This is a genomic window from Mucilaginibacter celer, assembly GCF_003576455.2.
GTDB classification, from domain to species: Bacteria; Bacteroidota; Bacteroidia; order Sphingobacteriales; family Sphingobacteriaceae; genus Mucilaginibacter; species Mucilaginibacter celer.
Genome location: NZ_CP032869.1, coordinates 5,664,575 through 5,684,622, shown reverse-complemented (window position 1 = coordinate 5,684,622; position 20,048 = coordinate 5,664,575). Strand labels below are relative to the sequence as shown.

General features: G+C 44.5%; 19 protein-coding genes. 9 read left to right on the top strand and 10 right to left on the bottom strand.

Annotated features, from left to right (window positions below; genetic code table 11):
- Positions 1–137 precede the first annotated feature (137 nt).
- Together rsmI and lnt are read left to right on the top strand one after the other, a co-directional pair.
- On the top strand, positions 138–857 hold the full coding sequence (gene rsmI, locus HYN43_RS23450; protein ID WP_119406344.1) for a 16S rRNA (cytidine(1402)-2'-O)-methyltransferase: 720 nt from the start codon (positions 138–140) through the stop codon (positions 855–857).
- Positions 858–980: 123 nt separating this feature from the next.
- Positions 981–2,603, top strand: coding sequence for an apolipoprotein N-acyltransferase (lnt, locus tag HYN43_RS23445; RefSeq protein WP_119406343.1), 1,623 nt, complete (start codon positions 981–983; stop codon positions 2,601–2,603).
- On the opposite strand, the gene HYN43_RS23440 is transcribed toward lnt, so the two are convergent.
- From HYN43_RS23440 to HYN43_RS23400, 8 genes are all read right to left on the bottom strand, one after another.
- Positions 2,600–3,181: a TetR/AcrR family transcriptional regulator gene (locus HYN43_RS23440; RefSeq protein ID WP_119409092.1), complete on the bottom strand. Its 582-nt coding sequence runs from the start codon at positions 3,179–3,181 to the stop codon at positions 2,600–2,602. The genes lnt and HYN43_RS23440 overlap by 4 nt on opposite strands.
- Positions 3,182–3,256: 75 nt before the next feature.
- Positions 3,257–4,006, bottom strand: coding sequence for an SDR family NAD(P)-dependent oxidoreductase (locus HYN43_RS23435; protein WP_119406342.1), 750 nt, complete (start codon positions 4,004–4,006; stop codon positions 3,257–3,259).
- A 547-nt stretch (positions 4,007–4,553) separates the two neighbouring features.
- On the bottom strand, positions 4,554–5,420 hold the full coding sequence (locus tag HYN43_RS23430) for an N-acetylglucosamine kinase (RefSeq protein WP_119406341.1): 867 nt from the start codon (positions 5,418–5,420) through the stop codon (positions 4,554–4,556).
- Positions 5,417–5,797, bottom strand: a complete 381-nt coding sequence (locus HYN43_RS23425) for a response regulator (protein ID WP_119406340.1) — start codon at positions 5,795–5,797, stop codon at positions 5,417–5,419. Before HYN43_RS23425 ends, HYN43_RS23430 begins: the two co-directional genes overlap by 4 nt.
- A 181-nt stretch (positions 5,798–5,978) precedes the next feature.
- On the bottom strand, positions 5,979–7,304 hold the full coding sequence (locus HYN43_RS23415; protein WP_119406338.1) for a TolC family protein: 1,326 nt from the start codon (positions 7,302–7,304) through the stop codon (positions 5,979–5,981).
- Positions 7,305–7,310: 6 nt separating this feature from the next.
- The gene (locus HYN43_RS23410; RefSeq protein WP_119406337.1) at positions 7,311–10,472 is read right to left on the bottom strand and encodes an efflux RND transporter permease subunit; all 3,162 of its coding nucleotides are present in this window, start codon (positions 10,470–10,472) and stop codon (positions 7,311–7,313) included.
- A gap of 6 nt (positions 10,473–10,478) precedes the next feature.
- Positions 10,479–11,561 (bottom strand): efflux RND transporter periplasmic adaptor subunit, encoded by a 1,083-nt coding sequence (locus HYN43_RS23405; RefSeq protein WP_119406336.1) that lies wholly within the window; start codon positions 11,559–11,561, stop codon positions 10,479–10,481.
- A gap of 8 nt (positions 11,562–11,569) precedes the next feature.
- A complete protein-coding gene (locus HYN43_RS23400) occupies positions 11,570–12,040 on the bottom strand; it encodes a MarR family winged helix-turn-helix transcriptional regulator (protein ID WP_119406335.1) in 471 nt (156 codons plus the stop codon).
- Positions 12,041–12,220: 180 nt separating this feature from the next.
- Here HYN43_RS23400 and HYN43_RS23395 point away from each other — a divergent pair, with 180 nt between their 5' ends.
- The 3 genes from HYN43_RS23395 to HYN43_RS23385 all read left to right on the top strand — a co-directional run bounded on the left by HYN43_RS23395 (position 12,221) and on the right by HYN43_RS23385 (position 15,372).
- Complete coding sequence (locus HYN43_RS23395) at positions 12,221–13,975, top strand: M61 family metallopeptidase (RefSeq protein WP_119406334.1); 1,755 nt, start codon at positions 12,221–12,223, stop codon at positions 13,973–13,975.
- A 112-nt stretch (positions 13,976–14,087) separates the two neighbouring features.
- Complete coding sequence (locus tag HYN43_RS23390; RefSeq protein WP_119406333.1) at positions 14,088–14,507, top strand: very short patch repair endonuclease; 420 nt, start codon at positions 14,088–14,090, stop codon at positions 14,505–14,507.
- A 25-nt stretch (positions 14,508–14,532) separates the two neighbouring features.
- A complete protein-coding gene (locus tag HYN43_RS23385) occupies positions 14,533–15,372 on the top strand; it encodes a Cfr10I/Bse634I family restriction endonuclease (RefSeq protein WP_119406332.1) in 840 nt (279 codons plus the stop codon).
- Here the strand turns inward: HYN43_RS23385 and HYN43_RS23380 are convergent.
- Both HYN43_RS23380 and HYN43_RS23375 read right to left on the bottom strand, forming a co-directional pair.
- Positions 15,326–16,585, bottom strand: coding sequence for a DNA cytosine methyltransferase (locus tag HYN43_RS23380; RefSeq protein ID WP_119406331.1), 1,260 nt, complete (start codon positions 16,583–16,585; stop codon positions 15,326–15,328). The two genes, HYN43_RS23385 and HYN43_RS23380, sit on opposite strands and share 47 nt — an antisense overlap.
- Entirely contained in the window at positions 16,578–16,877 is a 300-nt protein-coding gene (locus HYN43_RS23375; protein WP_205589815.1) for a DUF6471 domain-containing protein, read from the bottom strand. Before HYN43_RS23375 ends, HYN43_RS23380 begins: the two co-directional genes overlap by 8 nt.
- Before the next feature lie 173 nt (positions 16,878–17,050).
- Here HYN43_RS23375 and HYN43_RS23370 point away from each other — a divergent pair, with 173 nt between their 5' ends.
- The 4 genes from HYN43_RS23370 to HYN43_RS23355 all read left to right on the top strand — a co-directional run bounded on the left by HYN43_RS23370 (position 17,051) and on the right by HYN43_RS23355 (position 19,837).
- Positions 17,051–17,374, top strand: coding sequence for a hypothetical protein (locus HYN43_RS23370; protein WP_119406330.1), 324 nt, complete (start codon positions 17,051–17,053; stop codon positions 17,372–17,374).
- A gap of 139 nt (positions 17,375–17,513) precedes the next feature.
- Complete coding sequence (locus HYN43_RS23365; protein WP_119406329.1) at positions 17,514–18,194, top strand: DUF6134 family protein; 681 nt, start codon at positions 17,514–17,516, stop codon at positions 18,192–18,194.
- Positions 18,195–18,212: 18 nt separating this feature from the next.
- Positions 18,213–18,854: an RNA polymerase sigma-70 factor gene (locus HYN43_RS23360; RefSeq protein WP_119406328.1), complete on the top strand. Its 642-nt coding sequence runs from the start codon at positions 18,213–18,215 to the stop codon at positions 18,852–18,854.
- Positions 18,851–19,837 (top strand): FecR domain-containing protein, encoded by a 987-nt coding sequence (locus tag HYN43_RS23355; protein WP_119406327.1) that lies wholly within the window; start codon positions 18,851–18,853, stop codon positions 19,835–19,837. Before HYN43_RS23360 ends, HYN43_RS23355 begins: the two co-directional genes overlap by 4 nt.
- Positions 19,838–20,048 lie beyond the last annotated feature (211 nt).

The following is a 20,048-nucleotide window of genomic DNA, read 5'->3' as shown; positions in this document are numbered from 1 at the left end:
TATAATCAGTTGGCAGTTTGTAGTGTGCAGTTTGCAGTTTTTTATTCAGGATGCTATGCTTCAGTAATAAATGCAAATAGCCAGTCACTTACCAAAACTGAATTGCCTACTGCAAACTGATAACTGCAAACTAACTAATGCCCGGTAAACTATACTTAGTTCCAACCCCGATAGGTAACCTTGAGGATATGACCTTCAGGGCCATCCGTGTGCTGAAAGAGGCCGATCTGATTTTGGCCGAGGATACCCGTACTTCGGCACCTATGCTGAAACATTTCGAGATCCATCAAAAAGTGTTTTCGCACCATCAGCATAATGAACACCAATCAAGCAACGAGATAGTGAAATTTTTGCTGGAAGGGAAAAACATTGCGCTCATCTCGGATGCCGGTACGCCGGCCATTTCCGACCCGGGATTTTATCTGGTGCGCGAGGCTTTAAAGTTCAATATCGCTGTTGAGTGTTTGCCCGGTGCTACTGCTTTTGTGCCGGCGTTGGTTAACTCCGGCTTCCCTACAGATAAGTTTTGCTTTGAGGGTTTTTTGCCGTTGAAAAAAGGTCGGCAAACCCGCTATAAATTTTTAGCGCTTGAAGAGCGTACCATTATACTTTACGAGTCGCCGCACCGTTTGTTAAAAACGCTGGATGAGATGGCCACCTATTTTGGTGCCGACAGGCAGATCTCGGTATCGCGCGAACTAACCAAAATGTTTGAGGAAACAGTACGGGGTACAGTTGCCGAGGTAAAGCAGTACTTTGAAACCCATCCTATGAAAGGCGAGTTTGTGATGTGCGTGGCCGGGGCTCCGACTAAACCGACCAAGGGGAAGTATGACAGGGATGAGGAGGAGGAATAAATAGTATATAAATTTACCCAGACGTCATTGCGAGGAACGAAGCAATCCCCGATAAGCAGGTTCGCCCTGTATAGTTCGCGATTGCTTCGTTCCTCGCAATGACGGACGGGAATCATATCTTACATGAAAAAAAACCTACCATTAGCTATACTATCAGGTCTGCTTTTGTGGATAGCCTGGCCGCCTACACCTTATACCACTTTTTTACTGTTTATTGGCTTTGTGCCAATGTTGCTGGCTATCGAAAACATTATTAAAGATGATAAGGCAAAAAAAGGCAGACGCGTATTCAACACCGCCTTCATTGGTTTTTTAATCTGGAATACGCTTTGCGTTTACTGGGTTTATAATGCCCTTAAAATAGTGGGCGAAATTGTAGCAATTCCTATTACATTGATCCCTTATTCGCTTGGGCCCTTGTTAATGGCTGCGGCTTTTTGGCTGTACTACAGGTTAAGATTAGTTGCTCCGCGATGGGTGGCGCTCATTGGCCTTGTTTGTTTTTGGGTAGGTTACGAGTACCTGCACCAAAGCTGGGATCTGAATTTTCCGTGGATGACTTTGGGCAATGGTTTTGCCATTTCGCACCAGTGGGTACAATGGTATGAGTATACCGGCGTTTACGGCGGTACATTGTGGGTCTGTACAATTAATATCCTCGTGTTTTTGATTTACGTTGGCCTCCGCGAAGCGCAAACAAAAAATACCCGTTTATCGCTAATCGGCGTTGCGTTAGTGGTTTTATTGGCACCGCTTGGCTACTCGCTGTCGGTTTATAGCAATTATGTTGAGGAGCAAAACCCATCAAACGTAGTGGTGGCACAGCCCAATATTGACCCTTATGAAAAAGAGGGGAATATTCCGGCTAATTTGCAGGTTGATATCCTGATCCATCTTTCGCGGCAGATAGCGCAGCCTAATACCGAGTATTTTATCTGGCCCGAAACGGCTTTACCCGAATATATTGATGAGGATAAACTGCGAAGCAGCAACCTGATAGGGCAGGCCCGCTTCTTTTTGCGCAATTACAAAAATGCAAACCTGATAACCGGTGCCGAAACGTATAAAACATATGATACCAGGGCCACCGAAACTGCCAAGCCGATGCAGGAGGGAGGGTTTTATGACAGCTACAACACGGCCCTGAGCATTGAAAACGGCGACAGGCTGCAAACCTACCATAAATCGCGATTGGTACCCGGTGCCGAGTCGTTGCCGTTTGGCAATGCGCTATCGTTCCTGAAGCCGGTATTTGAACATCTGGGCGGTGCTACCGGTACTTATGCTCCTGATAAAGATGCGGGTGTGTTTTACTCGCAAAGCGGCATTGGTGCTGCGCCATCAATTTGTTTTGAATCTATCTGGGGCGGCTATGTTGCCCGGTCGGTTAAAAAAGGGGCGCAGTTTATAGCGATAATTACCAATGATGGCTGGTGGGAAAACACTTCAGGCAAAGATCAGCACCTGGATTATGCCAAGCTGCGCGCCATCGAAACCCGCCGCTGGGTTTGCCGCTCGGCCAATACCGGGATCTCGGCATTTATCAACCAACGGGGCGATGTGGTTAAACATACCGAATGGTGGACCAAAACTGCCATTAAGCAGGATATCAACTTAAACAGCGAACTTACCTTTTATGTGAAGCACGGTGATTATATTCCGCAGGCAGGTTGTATACTTACAGGTGTAGGTGTGTTGTTTTTGCTGGGGATGCGGTTGAAGAGAAAGCAGGTATTAACTGCTTAATCAAGTACCGAAAGCGTAGTCTGGATAATATCATCAAAAAAAGCGCGGTCCTGAATTGATTTTGCCGATACCTGCAAGCCTTTAATGGTATTAGATATGAAACGGGCAAGCGCGCGGGCATCCTGGCGGGCCGTGATCTCGCCGGTTTCCTGGCCGCTTTTTATAGCGTAGTGGAAAGCATTTTCCATTGTTTGCACACTTTTACAAATCATTTCTTTTACACAATCATCGTGCGATGCTACTTCAATTTCGGCATTCACCATAAAACAGCCTTTTTGCTGATCATCTTTTATCAGGTCATCAACAGTTAGTTCAAGCAGTTTTTTTATAGCCGCCTTGGCGCTGCCGTTGGTTTTAATGATGTTACAAACGTGCTGATCGGCCTTTTTCTGATAGCTTTCAAGGGCTTTAATATACAGGGTATGCTTATCTGTAAAAGTATCGTACATGCTTGACCGGCTTATGCCGAGGCCATCTACCAGATCCTGCATAGAGGTGCCATTGTATCCCTTGTTCCAAAAAATACAGATGGCCTTATTCAGTACCTCTTCTTCATCAAAATCCTTGGTTCGTGCCATAATAAAAAAAGCTTCGCCTGTTTTAAAAGGCAAAGCTATTCATTTTTAGTTAATTGTTTAAACGCGAACCTTAGCTTACCTTATACCGCCGCTGGCAATAATGATCTCGCCGGTTAACCAACGTGAATCATCAGATGCCAGGAACACGGCCACAGGCGCTATATCATTTGGCTGACCGATACGGCCAAGCGGCGTTGTCGCTTCCATATTTACCTGAAAATCACTACCGATAAAACCCGCGGTATGTGTACCCTCAGTTTCAACCATGCCTGGGTTAATGGCGTTTACACGGATTTTCTTTGGACCAAGCTCTTTTGATAATACCTGTGTGATAGAATCAACCGCGCCTTTTGTGCCGGTGTAGATAGCACTTTGCGGAGGAGTGATACGGGTTACAGTTGAGCTGATGTTAATTATGCTGCCACCTTTATCACCAAAGCTGGCCACAGCACCTTTGGTTGCCAATAATAACCCTAATACGTTGATATTAAACTGACGGTGAAACTCTTCTTCAGTTACATCCTCGATAGGGGTAAATTGATATACACCGGCATTATTAACCAGGATATCGGCCGAACCGAAAGCCTCAGTTGTTGTTGCGAAAATACGCTCCACATCGGCGGTTTTTGAAACATCGCCCTGCACTGCGATAGCTTTGCCGCCATTGCCGGTAATATCAGCAACTACTTTATCCGCGCCTGCTTTATCTGACGAGTAATTTACCACTACCGTAGCACCTTCTGCTGCTAATCCTCTTGCTATTTCGGCACCGATGCCTTTTGATGCTCCGGTTACAACGGCTACTTTGTTTTCTAACTTTTTCATTTTTTTCAGATGTTTTGTTTTGTGTTTTTGGAATGTTTGTTCCGCAAATGTAAGCCTGTTTTGGAATAATCGTTCCTGAATTAATTTTTATTAGGCAGGGATGACAAAAGGAGGGGAAGAAGAGAGGCAGGACAGTAAGAGTAAAGAGGCAGGAGAAGAAGAATGAAGAAGCAGGAGAAGAAGCAAGAAAGCAAGAATAAAGAGGCAAGAACGCGAATGGAAGGAAAATCTTAGTGGTATTATTTGTGTTGCTGAGACTTAGCATGCGGGGGGGCACACGCGGCATGCGTGCGCCCAATGTCATTAAGTTAAGGAAATCTCCCAGAGGGAGAACAGCTTTGTAGTAAAATATTCAGCTTGCTAAGCCGTGCCAGAGGTACGGAACGTCGGCGTTGTGTACCTCTGGCACACTAAAAATTCGATATATTTCATTTTCTACAAAGCTTTTGCACCTCTGGTGCAGCCAACCAAATCTCTTAACTTAATGACATTGTGCGTGCGCCAGCTGTAGCATAAAATTTACTTATTTAATTTAGCAGTTTCAATACTACTCCTCGGTAGCCATTTCATTCCGCTTCAGCACAAAAGCCATCAGATCATGAATAGGCTGCTTGATGATTTTACCCGTTTTTACACCGTGAAGGTGGCACAGCGAGGTAAGCTCATCGGCAAAAGAGTAGGCTATTGAGCCAACAAAATGGCATTTGTATTTATGGTATTCGGGGTACGATTTGATATTGCTTTCAATAAACTCCACCAGGCCGTCAACCAGCATGGCGTGGCCGTACTCGGTTTCTTTAATCTCGCTTACAAACTTGCTGAACGATGCCAGGTAGGTATTGGCGTTAGGCTTTTGGTAAACGTTTTTAATAACGATTTCTTTGTTGAGGTGATATGCCCGGTTAAATTTAAGGCTGATATCGTGCGGCATATTGCCGTATAAAAAATCGGTGATCAATTTTTTGCCGAACCAGGTGCCCGATCCTTCATCGCCCAGCACAAAGCCCAGGCCGTGCTGTCCGTCGTAAATACTTTCACCATCAAAATAAGAAATATTACTGCCGGTACCCATTACGCAGCAAATGCCTTTTTCGTGCCCGCAGGTCGCGTAGGCGCAACCCAGCAGGTCGCTATCAACACTGATGTATGATTTTGGGAAGTGCTGGCTAAGCGCGTTGGATACAATTTCGTGCCTGTCGGGACTGCTGCAGCCTGCGCCAAAAAAATAGATCTCAGAAATTTCAGACGCCAGGGCCACCATCTCGGGGGCCTGATCAAGCACTATACGTGCTATTTCTTTTTCAGTTAAAAAGTAGGGATTTAATCCGGCGGTAAGGAACGAACGCGTTTCCTGGTCTGAAACGGTGAGCAGCCAGTCGGTTTTTGATGACCCGCTATCTGCAACTAAGATCATAGACAAATTTCTTCGAGCGCTTTATTGGTGAGTGGTTTGTGGATAAACTGGGTGATGTATTTATTATCGGCCGATTCGCGGATATCGGTCGGATCAAGCGATGAAGATAACATATAGATCCTGATCCCTTTTTTGGCAATATCCAAACCGTCAAACTCGTGCAAAAATTCAAACCCGTTCATCACTGGCATCCTGATATCAAGGAAGATCACATCCGGGTCAACCGTTCCGTCTTTCAAAAGCTCGATAGCTTCCATGGGCGATTGCCTCACGATGATCTGCTCGGCAAATTTATTGCTCTCCAAAACCCTGCGCGTAACAAAGTTATCGATGTAGTTATCATCAATAAGCAAACAGGTTTTGAAAGGGACGGTCATATTTCAAAAATAGGGTTTTAAACTTATTATTAAAATGTTTTTTTTGGATTGTTAACGTAAGTACCTTAAAGTAAGTTTTGTTTTTGCTTAAAAAACAAGCAGATACTGAAATGAAAAACCCTTCTTTGCCTGGCAAAGAAGGGTGATAGGGTTTGTATAAGGCCCGGAGCCTTAAATACAATTACTGTATGTTAATACTGTTGGTGATCTGCTTCAGCATAATCTCGGCCTGTTTACTCTGGTATTGGGCAGCAAAAAACTTCGATTGCGCATCAAGGTAGTTACGCTGCGCTTCCCTAACTTCCAGCGGAGTAATATTGCCCAGCTTATATTTATCAAGGGTGATATCAAGGTTGCGTTTGTTCAGGTTAACATTTGCCTCTTCCAGCTTTACCAGGTCCAGGCCGGATAAATAGGTCACAAAAAGATTATTGATCTGCGCTTCCACATTCAGCTTGGCCTGTTTGGCGCTGATATTGGCATTATCAATCTGGATTTTTGCATTTTTTTCGCGGCGGTTTTGGTTAAAGCCATCAAATATGTTGATTGTGGCCGTAAGCCCGTAGTTAAAACCATGCACATTTTGCGATAGCGTGAAACCAGCAGGCGTTTTGCTGTTGGTAAACGTGTAGCCGGAGGTAAGGCCTACCTGCGGGTACCGGGTTGCCCGTACCTGCTTCAGGTTAATCTCGGCCAGGCGCTGGTTAATTTGTGCCGACAGGATGGTTGGATTTTGCAGCTGAGCATTATTGATCACATCGGCCAGGGCCAGCTTATCATCAACAATGATGGTATCGGCAACCGAAAAATCGGTTTGCAGATCGCGGATAAGCAACTGGTTAAGCTGAATTTTGGTGGTTTTAAACTGCTGGTACTGGATAACGAGGTTGCCGGTATCGGTGTTCAGATTAACCTGTGCATTCAACACTTCAAGCCTTGAAGCACGGCCCACATTAAATTTATCGGTGGCGATACGCAGTTGGGTGCGCGAGATGGCTATAGCGCCCTTTAAGGCCTTCACCTGCTCGTTTTGGCTGATGAGGCTGTAATAGGTATCAACCACGTTAGCAACGGTGCTTTGGATGGTATCCTGCAGGCGCAGGATGCCAAGCTTATCTAGTTGTTTTAACTGATCGTAATTGGCAAACATAGCAAAACCATCAAAAATGGTCCAGTTAAGGGCTACGCCGTAATTGTTGTTAGAGTTTTTGGCGTTGCGGATATTGTTTACCGTACCATCATTACGGGTTTGCTTGGTGGTTTGGCGGCTGTTATTATCGGTAAAATTACCATTTAACTGCGGCAAAATACCGGCATTGCCCAGCGTAACATTGTTTGATGCTATGCTTGAGTTATTTTGCGACAGCTTAATATTATAGTTGTTTTTCAGAGCTATCTCCACGGCTTCTTTCAGGGTAAGCAGCGGAGCCTGCGGCTGCTGGGCTTTCGCGATGGTGATGGCTGTCGCGAAAGAGAATACCAGGCAAGCTATTTTCTTGATCATCATATTTAATTACAGGTTTTCGATCAGTTTAGGTTCTTCATGGTGATGCGGGCGGCGGGCAGCCTCCGCAATTTCGGCCTCTGCAGCCAGATCTTCCGGATCATGGTCGTGGTCTTTACGGGTTTTGGCGGCCATCAGCATATACATCATCGGGATAATATAAAGCGTTAACACCAGCGAGAACAGCATCCCGCCCATAATTACAATACCCAATGATACACGGCTTTTTGCACCTGCACCCAGCGCAAAAGCGATAGGCACAGAACCCAGCACCACGGCCAAACTGGTCATGAGGATGGGGCGTAAACGGGCGGTGGCGGCTTCAATAACGGCCTCATATTTGGCTATACCCTGTTCCATACGCTGGTTGGCAAACTCAACAATCAGGATGCCGTTTTTAGTTACCAGGCCTACAAGAGTGATGATCCCGATCTCGCTGAAAATATTAAGCGTTTGGTTAAACAGCCAAAGCGAAAGGAATGCACCCGAAATAGCCAGTGGTACGGTAAGCATTACGATAAACGGATCGATAAAGCTTTCAAACTGGGCGGCCAATACCAGGTAGATGAGCAACAGCGCAAAACCAAAGGCAAACAAAATGTTTGATGAACCCTCTGCATAATCCCTTGAAGGGCCGCTAAGCGCTGTGCTGAACGTATCATCCAACAAACCTTTGGCAATCCTGTCCATCTCTTTAATACCATCGCCAACAGTATAGCCCGGCGCTAAACCGGCCGATACTGTGGCCGATTTATAGCGGTTAAAGTGATAAATAGCCGGAGGCGTTGCACCTTCGGTAGTTTTCACCACGTTATCCAGCTGTACTAAATTACCTTTTGAGCTGCGTACGTAAACCGATTTCAGATCAAGAGGCTGATCGCGGTTGGCCCTGTCAACCTGGGCTATTACCTGGTATTGTTTACCGTTGATGAGGAAATAATCTAAACGGCCGGCGCTATAGTACAGCTGCAGGGTTTGGGCAATATCATCAACAGAAACCCCCAAATCGCGGGCTCGCTCACGATCGGTTACTACGCGCAGCTCGGGTTTGGTGAATTTCAGGTTTACGTCTGTTCCCTGGAAAACAGGGCTTTTGGATACCTCGGTAAAAAACTGGGGCAGCACCTTGCGAATCTTTTCAAAATCCTGGTTTTGGATTACGTATTGTACCGGCAGCGAGGTGCGTGAACCCGAACCGCCGCCGCTGATGGTTTGTTCCTGCACTACAATGGCGCGGGCATCGGGCATGCGTTTCAGTTTTTTGTTCATCCAGTCGGCCAGTTCCTGCTGTGTGCGCACGCGCTGATCCGGTGCTACTAAGCCAACCCTGCCAAAACCGGTATTGGATGCGCCGCCGCCGCCAAATGATGGCGAAACAATCTCGAGGTTAATATTAGCCTCGGGAATGGAATCTTCAACCAGGTTGGAGATCTTGTCCATGTATTTAGTCATGTACTCGTAGGTGGCACCTTCCGATCCGGTAACGCTGTAACGCAGTAAGCTTCGGTCATCCAAAGGGGCAAGCTCGGATGGGATTACATTAACCAGTACGCCGATTATAATAACCGATGCGGCAAGGATCACAAACGATACCCATTTACGCTTCATAAATTTTACCAGCGATTCGTGGTATGATTTAACCATGTTAACGAAGAAGGGCTCCGTACGTTCGTAAAACTTAGATTTCTTCTGGTCTTTACGAATAAGTTTCACGTTCAGCATCGGCGTTAATGACAGCGATACGAAAGCCGAAATCAATACCGAACCGGCAACCACCACCGCAAACTCGCGGAATAAACGGCCCGTAAAACCTTGTAAAAACACGATAGGTAAAAACACCGCCGCCAAAGTAACCGAGGTGGAAACAACCGCGAAAAATATCTCGGCCGAACCTTCAAAGGCCGCTTTGCGGATGGCCATACCTGCTTCTACCTTTTTGTAGATGTTTTCTGTTACCACAATACCGTCATCCACCACCAGCCCCGTTGCCAGTACGATACCGAGCAGGGTTAGGATATTGATGGAGAAACCGAAGATGTACATGATAAAGAAGGCCCCGATCAATGATACCGGGATATCTATCAAGGGGCGGAAAGCAATGAGCCAATCGCGGAAGAAAAGGTAAATGATAATTACCACCAGCACAAAGGCCACAATTAGCGTTTCCTCCACCTCAGAAATGGATTGGTTGATGAACCTTGTATTATCCAAAGCCACTTTTACCGAAATATCGGGCGGAAGATCTTTTTTGATCTGCTCTAAACGGGCATAAAAATCTTTGGCTATCTGCACATAGTTGGCACCAGGCTGCGGCACAATGGCCAAAGCCACCATCGGCACACCCGATTCTTTAAAAATAGTTTCTTCGTTGGCCGAACCTAATACAGCATAACCCACATCGCGCAGGCGGATAACCCGGTTGCTATCGGTACGGAGAATGAGGTTGTTAAAATCCTGCTCGGTGGCCAGCTTACCCAGGGCCCTGATGGTAACCTCGGTATTGTTGCCTTCAATTTTACCTGCAGGAAGCTCCACGTTCTCTTTAGCCAAAGCGGCACCTATATCGGTAGCGGTAAGGCCTTGTGCCGAAAGCTTGGTAGGATCGATCCATAAGCGCATAGCGTATTGGCGCTGGCCCTGTACGTTAATAGTACTTACGCCGGGGATGGTTTGCAGGCCTTCTAACAAAACGTTTTCGGCGTAATCATCCAGTTGGTTAATGTTACGGGTGTTACTGCTTACGGTGAGGGTGATGATCTGGTCGGCACTGGCATCGGCCTTGGTTACTACCGGCGGGGCGTTAATATCCTGCGGCAGTTGGCGCTGGGCCTGGCCAACCTTGTCGCGCACGTCGTTGGCGGCGGTCTCGAGATCGGCATCCAGATCAAACTCAACGGTAATATTGCTCGAACCTACCGAACTGGTTGAAGAGATGTTGCGGATACCCGGAACACCGTTGATAGCCTTCTCTAAAGGCTCGGTGATCTGCGATTCGATTACATCGGCGTTGGCACCCGAGTAACTGGTAGATACGGAGATGATAGGCGGATCCACAGAAGGGAAATCCCTCACCCCTAAAAATTTATAGCCGATAATACCGAACACAACAATAACCACAGACATTACTGTTGCCAATACCGGCCGTTTTATACTTACTGATGATAAACTCATATCGGTTTATTTAATAACTTTTAAAATTTTCAAAGGCACTTTTGGTCGCATCTGGATGAGGCCCGATACCACCACGCTGTCGCCGGGATTAAGGCCCTCAATAACCTGGATTTTGGTGTCGGTACGCATATCGGTTTTAACCGGTTTTGATGCCGCGGTGCCGTTTTTATAGATCCAAACAATACTGCTTTTTAAATCAGGAATAACGGCTTGTGTTGGCAGCAGGATGGTTTTGGGGATCTGATCTAACGTTAAATTAATTTTGGCAAAGCTGCCTGCGGTAAGCAAACCTTTAGGGTTCGGCGCTTTGGCGCGTACGGTAATGGTACGCGAAGCGGCATCGATAGATGGATCGATAGCGTAAACGGTACCTTCAAATTTCTCGCGTGAGCTTTCTGTGCTAAACCTGATTTTACTGCCAATGGTAAGGATAGACAGGTAACGCTCGGGCACGGCAAAAGTAACCTTGGCCGGATCGATATTCACCAGATCGGCAATGGGTGATGACGGCGACAGGTAGCTGCCGGGACTTACATTACGTAATCCGATTGTGCCCGAAAATGGCGCGCGGATTTCGGTGCGGGCTATCTGCGCTTTGATCACATCGGCGGCAGCCTTTAACGAGTTTAAGCCGGTTAACGAAGTGTCATACTCTTCCTGGCTGATGGCTTCTTTTTGCAGCAACTGCCTGTTGCGGTTTTCCTGCTGGCGGGCCAGGGCTACCTGGTATTGGTTTTGCTGCAATGAAGCCTCGAGGTCTGAATTGTAAACTTTAACCAATAACTGGCCTTTTTTTACCTTACTGCCCTCGCTAAAGTAAATATTGGTGATATTGCCGGCAGTTTGGCTCACCAGGCTTACTTTTTCATTAGCGTCGATATTGCCGGTAATGTCAATAACATTGCGTACGGCGGTATCTTTTACAATCATCACATTAACGCCCACCGGGCCGCCGCCTTTATTTTTCCCTCCCTTACCCGAAGCCATAGCGGCAGCGGATTTTTTTGCCCCCTCGCTAAAAAATTTATTGTAAACTAAATAGGCAACCAGCAAAGCAAGTGCCGTGTAAATGATATACTTTGTTTTCATACTGTTTTTTAATCCGTGTGTGGTTTAGCTTGTAGGGTTGTTGTTTGGGTTGATATTAATGGTTTTAAATTGTTGTGCATGCGGGTTAGTACGCTTTCAAATACCTGCATCTCGGCGGTAGAGATGCCCTCGGTAATGTCGGTGTTGATATTTTCGAAAGTCTCCACTATTTGCGGAACCGCCAGTTTGGCCTTTTCGGTTACGCGCAGTAATTGCTGGCGCCTGTCGTTCGGGTTGTTTTCGCGGTAAACAAAGCCTTTTGCGGTAAGCAGGTTGATGATGCTCACCATGGCCGATTTATCTTTGCCCAAAATGTGCGCCAGCGCGTTTTGCGTAAGCTGCCCATCATGAAAATAAATGAGCGATAATATGTAATGATATCGCGAAACATCCAGATGCCCGGTATGTTTAACCAATACGTTTAAGTACAATTTACCTAAGCGGATCAGTTTGCGCGAAATAGGTTCAATTAGTTCCATTTTGAAAATCAGCTGTAAAACTAACAGGCCAATGTTAAGAATAGTTGCATGTATCAACCATTTTACAACGTCACATAAACGCTACGAAATGCACATACTTAACTGATTATATAATTTTTATAAATTGCGGCCATGAAACTGACCAACCTACGCACGTTAATTTTACTGACGATTTTAATTATGAGTACTACCATCAGCGAGGCCGCCGCCAATGCCACTATCAGCTATAATGTTTCGTTTCCTGAAGCCCAGGCGCATTATGCCGATATTGAAATGCATATTACCGGCCTCAAACAAAACACCCTCGAACTGAAGATGCCCGTATGGACACCGGGCTCGTACCTGGTTCGTGAGTTTGCAAAAAACATCGAATCGTTTAGCGCCGAGGCCAACGGAAAAGCCATTGCCTCGCCCAAAATCAATAAAAATACCTGGCAAATTGTTACAAAAGGAGTTTCGGCCGTAACGGTAAAATACCGTGTTTACGCTTTTGAACTTTCGGTGCGCACCAGCTTTGTTGATGCTTCGCACGGTTTTCTTTCAACTACGGGCATCTTTGTTTACCCGGCCAATATGCTGCACTCGCCGGCAACTATCCATATCATCCCCTATAAAAACTGGGATAAGGTTTCAACCAGTTTAGAGATGGTAAACAATGATCCCTTTACACGTCACTCGCCCAACTTTGATATCCTGTTCGATTCGCCTATCGAAGTAGGTAACCAGGATGTTTTCGGGTTCGATGCATCTGGCGTGCATTATGAAATTTGCATGTACGGCGGCGGTAACTACGATAAAGAAAAGCTAAAAGCCGATCTGCATAAAATTGTTGACCAGGAAGTAGCCGTATTTGGCGAAAACCCTAATAAGCATTATGTATTCATCGTTCATAACCGCCAGCGCAATGGCGGCGGCCTGGAGCACCTAAGCTCGACAGTTTTAGGCGCATCGCGCGATAGCTATGCGAATGATAAAGGGTACCAAAGCTTTTTGAGCCTTGCTGCTCATGAGCATTTTCACCTGTGGAACGTGAAACGTTTACGCCCCATTGTATTAGGCCCCTTTGATTATGATAACGAAAACTACACCACCAACCTGTGGATAGCCGAAGGTTTTACAGAATACTACCAGGGCATCATTGTACGCCGTACGCAGTTGTTCCCGGTTGAGAATTATTTTGATGCTTTGGAATCGGAGTTCAACACCCTTGAAAACCTGCCGGGCCGCAACGTACAAACCGTAGCCGAATCGAGTTTTGATGCCTGGATTAAAGCCTACCGCCCTAACGAAAACTCGAACAATACCACCATATCATACTACAACAAAGGTGCTATTGTGGGTATGATGCTCGATTTGGAGATTATTAACGATAGCAAAGGCAAATACAAACTGGACGATGCCATGAAATACATGTACACCCAGTACTACAAAACCCTGAAACGCGGCTACACCGATGCCGAGTTTAAAGCCGCCTTCGAAAAATTTGCCGGCAAAAAACTGGATGATTTTTACGCCAAATACATTAATGGCTTAACCCCGGTTGATTACAATAAATACCTGGGCTACGCCGGCTATAAACTTGTTGACGAACTGGCCGATAAAAACGATGCTACTTTAGGCGTAAGCACCGTAACCACCGGAGCCAAAAAGGTAATAGTTACCAGCGTACAGCGCGGAACTGCTGCCTACATAGACGGCATTAACGTTAACGACGAAATTACCGCCATTGACGGCACCCCGGTTACCGATGCTGCCGCCATGATAAACGGCAAAAACCCGGGCGACAAAATCCAGGTAACCGTAACCCGCGACGGACAGGCCATTATTTTACCTGTTACCTTGCTGAAAAGCACCCGTGTTAAATATAATATTACAAGTGTGGATAACCCGAGCAAGCAGCAATTGGCTGTGCGGAAGAAGTGGTTGAGTTTGTAAGAGATTTGATTTGATATTGGAAAGGTCGGCGGGAGCGTCGGCCTTTTTTTGTTGGGATGGGATTGGTTAGGCGATGAAACCGAAGCCAGTTATAATTGTATAATTTTATAATATGGCAGATGTGCATTCAAAAGAAACCCGCAGCTACAACATGTCGCGAATCAAAGGTAAGGATACCAAGCCCGAGCTTTTGGTGCGCAAGTTTCTGCATAAAAACGGTTTTCGATATCGTTTGCATGTTAAGGATATGCCGGGCAAACCAGATATAGTACTGCCAAAATATAAAACCGTGATTTTTATACATGGGTGCTTTTGGCACGGGCATGAGGGATGTAAAAAAGCAGCTTTACCAGCAACAAGAACCGAATGGTGGAAAAACAAAATTAATAAGAATATGGAGAACGACGCAAATGCTGAAGCGGTCTTAATGTCAACTAATTGGAGAGTTATAATTATTTGGCAATGCGAAATGAAGGCTGGCTGGGACATAGCATTGTTAAACAAGTTGTCGCATTTTTATCCAAAAAAATAACCATTTTTGTTTTTTGCTTTATTATATGACCTATATTAGAATATTAAAAGACGGTAAATCTCAAGTTATAAAAGATTTAGCCTTTAGTTCTTTGTTAAATAATACATTGCCGGATCAAGACAAGTCAATACGCGAGTTAATATCTGAATTCGATAAAGCAATACAACTAACTGATCCGTCCGTAACTAAAGATGCGCTGAATAATGTTCATGGTGATTGGTATGAGTGGCTTTTAGCGATTGCTGCGTGGAATTATTGTGTTGATAATGAACACGCCAACCTTGTATTACTAACGCCCAATATTAGTCAATTTACTATAGCAAAACTATATAATGAAAAACTATATGGTTTGATCTTAGATTTAAGACAGAAAGTTCTCTTGTCTTCCTCTGTTCAACTTATTTCTTCAAATCCAGATTTCGTTATTATTGATAGATCCTTGGTTAATAAAATAATACCAAATCTTACTAAGATTACCACAATCGATCAAAATGAGATTATTAAAATAGATCAAGCTCATAGAGCTTTTGAAGGGGAATGTGACTTTGACGATATAATAGGCTATATATCCGTAAAAACCTCATTTAGGCCAGATCGACGTCTACAGATTTCGCATGAAGGGAGTTTGATGAAAGCAATATATACTCATTTACAAACGAGAGAATGGATATTAAATCCTAAAGGAATTAAATATTACGCAATGGCAACAAAGGTAGGACTTCCAGATAGATTGTCATTAAAAACAGTTGCGACCCATAGTATAACTTCAGTACAAAGTATTCCACAGGCCGCCGTTGATGATGTATTTGAAGTAGATACTATGCGACAAGCTCAGATTGTGTTTGAACGGATTTTGAATCCTTAGCCAATAACTGCTTCTTTATTGCTATGCCTAATGCTTTAGCTAATCCGGGTGGCACAGCGTTTCCTATTTGCTTTCCACCACTAACTAAAGTTACTTTTTCTCTGTTTTTAACTTTGAATGTCCAATCATAAGGGAAACTTTGTAATGATGCCATTTCTATTGTACTCAATCCCCTGTTTTCAAAGGGATGGATATACATCCCTTTGGCAGGGTTATAGCCAGCAGTTCTGATTGTAACTGAAGGTAGATCTGATATTAATCTACCAAAGGTATCATTACCTTGATGCTTGCCGTTTTTCCAGCATTGGGGTCTTAAGTCCATTGGCAAAGCTTTGAAATTTTCTCCCTGTTTTATGTAAGTCATTCTATCTACAACTTTTTCAGAAATATTCATCAGCGCAAAGTCTGGTCTCTCAATGTTACTTGCAGGGATTTTTTCAAATGCCTCATTTACAGAAACCCATTTGTTATGTTTTTTAAATGGAATAGTATCTAAATCCTTTATAAACATCTGATAATGTTTTTCATCTTTAAAGTTTGTAGGAAAAGGGAATGCAGGATTTTCTACTCCTTTTATACCGATAAGGAAAAATCTTTCGCGTCTTTGAGGAACTCCATAGTTTGCTGCGTTTAGGACTGTGTAAGAAATTCCATAGCCTAAGCCCTTGAATTTTTCCACCATGTATTCTATAACATCTGAATGTTTTCCTTGGGTTATACCGACAACGTTTTCAAAAATAAAGGCTTCTGGTTCAATTCCTTTAACCATTCGCACAAACTCAAGGAACAAGTCGCCATTACGTTCATCATTTTTACCTAACTTTTTCCCAATATTGCTAAACGGTTGGCAAGGTGCTCCACCAACCACTAAAGATGCTTGTCCTTTTTCTAAGCCGGATAAAGCAAGTAATTCGTCAACTTCGATATCTCGAATATCACCCGGGATACGTTTCCTTATTTTACCCTCTTCAATTTTAATGCCGTCTTCAAATAATTTCCACTCCGGGCGATTATATCTTAATGTCTCTCTGCAATCAGTATCATATTCTACACAACTAACTGTATGTAGGCCTGCATCTTCCAAGCCAATATCTAACCCGCCAGCGCCTGTAAATAAACTTATTACAGGAAAATTACGAACCTTTTGAGTCGAGTTATTGCTTTGTGAAATATCGATATATTCAGTTCCTGTTTTTTTATTTTTGCTAATCATTTGATTTGACTTTGATCTTTCGTTGGCGTTTATAAATTCCAGCTGGTTCAGCGGCAATATTTAATGAGGATATTTCGGGGTTAAAGTTCTCACAGCCAATAACATTTAAACACTGAAGTAAAAATGAGGCGCTAAACTTCCCTCGGCTAATTTTACTATCTACACTGGCCTTGGTTTCAGTTATTCCAATGTCTTTTAATAGAGCAACTAATTCATCATTAGATACGCCACGCCTTACCAACTCTGATTTCAAAAGTCGTTTAGCTTGATCGTTCCAGTATGATGTTTCCATTATTTCAAAAATGAATAAAAACCGGCATATATGCAAATTTTAAGGCAAAAATACCGGCTAATATTTTTAGTTTATCAAGGTTGGTTGTTATTGGCTAAAGATATTGGTTGTCAATATTGTAAAGTTCACTTATCTCCGATTGACAACCACACCCATCCGGCCTAACTTGCCGCATGCCCAATATCAAATTCAACTACCTATACCGCGATGCCAGTAACTACAAAAACTTCAACAGTATCATATTCAACAATCAGCAAAACATCGAGTTATCAGTATTGGACGAATTGATCCGCTCCAAATTGATATCCCACCACTGGTTTTACGTACACGAATGGCAAGTACCAGATCTGCACTTCAACACCTGGAATAACGAACTCGATCATACTTTCCACGAATTTGAAAGTATAGAATACACCGATGAGGCAGCCAACAGCGAAAAAGATTTAACCTCATTTACTCAAATGCTCGAAAAGCTAAATATTTCACTATACTTGTAAAATATATAATACAGATAGATTAAGTAGAACAAATCCAAGCCAACAAAAAAAATGCAATCACATAGGGGTAACACTTTCGGTTGTTGTAATAAAGTAAACGCGTTAGCTACTTTATTCAATTACCTTAAAATGATTACTCATGATACCCGCATTAATAATTTGGTTATTTAAAAAATATATACTCCCCGCCTGGCATGCCAAAAGCTTCCCGGTAATAAAAATTCTTAAACCGCTAAAACGGGCGGCCGCTATTCTGGCGTTGCTGGGCCTGGCCTCGGGCAGTGCGGCGCAGGAGCAAACGGTAAAATACAATGTGCTGCACAGCGGCAAGGTGGTTGGTCACCTTAATTTGTACCGCAGGCAGCAGGGCGATGAGCTGTACCTCAAAATGATCTCGGAAGTAAAAATGCGCTTCATTTTCAGCGTAAAAGTTGATATCCAGGAAGAGAGCATGTTTAGCAATGGCAAGCTCATTAACTCTACCGTGTGCCGCCATGTTAATGATAAGGAAAAATGTAACCGCCAAACCAGGGCTGTGGCTTCGGGTTATCAAACGGTGGCCGAGGGCAAATGTGGCAAGTTGGATCAGCAGCAGATTGGCGCTAACCTGATGCTGTTGTACTGCCGCGAGCCTGATGATGAGGCGCAGGTATATTCGGATAATTTTCAGCAGTTTTTGCAGGTGAAGCAGGTGAGCCCGCATGTGTACCGCATTGACCTGCCCGATGGTAATTACAATTTTTACAGCTATACCAACGGCGTGTGCAGCAAGGTTGATATCCACCATTCGCTGTATACCATCCAAATTCAGCTGGCCTGATTTTTAACATTCCACGCTATGAATTTAAAGGCCAAACCTGCTATCTTTAATGCCGACATCTACACCCTGAAAGTGGAATACAGCGATAGCACGGCCATTACTTTAATAAAGCAGGGAAGCCCAAAGGCTTTTGAGCGACTGTTTAAAGATCACTTTAAAAGTTTGCACGCCTACGCCTATACTTTTTTAAAGGACGATGAACAGGCCGAAGAGGTGGTGCAAAACGTTTTCTGCCGTGTTTGGGAAAAACGCGATCAGCTAAAAACCGACGGCAGCATCAAGGCCTACCTGTACCGGGCTGTACATAACGAAAGTTTAAACTATCTGAAACACCAGAAGGTGCGCGCCGGCTTCGGCGTTTATTATGCTGATGAGATGGAACAAAACACAGGCGGCGATGAACCGGCCTCAAAAAAACTAATGGCTGCCGAACTGCAAAGCCATATTGAAAAAGCCATGAGCGAACTGCCCGAGCAGTGCCGCATTATTTTTCAGCTCAGCAGGTTCGAGCAGTTAAAATACCAGCAAATTGCCGATCAGATGGGCCTCTCGATCAAAACCATCGAAAACCAGATGGGCAAGGCGCTGCGGGTAATGCGCCAAAAGCTGGCCGAGTTTTTACCCATTGTTTTATTGTTATTAATTGATTGGTTTGTATGAGCTATACCGGTATGCCCATAAATGATGATTTGCTGGTGAAATACCTTGTTGGCGAAGCCACGCCCGCCGAGGCCGAAGCGATACAAAACTGGCTATTGGCCGATGCGGCCAACCAGCAGGAATACGAAAATTTCAAGCTGATATGGGATCAGAGTCAGCAGATTGCAGGTACCCGCAATGTGGATGAGGACGCCGCCTTTATCCGCCTGCAAAACCGGATGAATAAAGAAGTAGCTTCTGCCCCGGTTAGAGTGCGCAAAATGAAGCCAAGGTATTGGGTCGGCATAGCCGCATCTGTACTGTTGGTATGTACGGTGGCCTGGCTAACCATTAGCCATTATTATGATAACAGGGCTATAGCTTTTGTTAAGATAGAGAGCCATGATAAAACCCGGGTGGCGGCCTTGCCAGATGGATCGGAAGTTACGCTGAATAGCCATAGCACCCTGATTTACCCCGAACGGTTTACCGGAACAATCCGCCCGGTTACCATGCTAGGTGAAGCCTTTTTCAAAGTATCGCCCGATAAAATAAAACCTTTTATAATTAAAGTGAACGGTGTAACGGTTAGGGTGGTTGGCACGTCATTCAACGTAAAAAGCCGCGGCGGCAAAACGCAGGTGATTGTTGAAACCGGCATTGTTAACGTAAGCGAAAAAAGCAAAAACATCAACCTCAACCCCGGCGAAAAGGTACTGGTGACAAAGAAAGATGGGCTGCAGGCCAAAGAAAGCATCCGCGGCCGGCTTTACAATTACTACGCCACCCACGAGCTGGTATGTGATCAAACCCCGCTGCACGAGCTGGTGGCATCGCTAAACGAGGTGTACGGTGCACATATCAGCATTGGCAATAAGGCGATAGAAGGCTTGCCTATCACCACGGTTTTTAAAGATCAGGCTTTGGATGATGTGTTGCTGGTGATTAAAGAAACATTTAAAGTGAAAGTGGAGAAGGGGAAGAAGGGGATTGTGTTGAGGTAAAACCGACAGTTTTCAACGCCACGTCATTGCGAGTATCCATCAGGGAAAACCCTGAAAAAAAACGTGATGACGTGTAAAAAAACATATTTGATAATCAGACATTTACGATTACGTCATTATAAGGAACGAAGCAATCCCCGATTAGCAGATCGGCCATGCAAATCCGCCCTGTATAGTTTGGGATTGCTTCGTTCCTCGCAATGACGTGGTG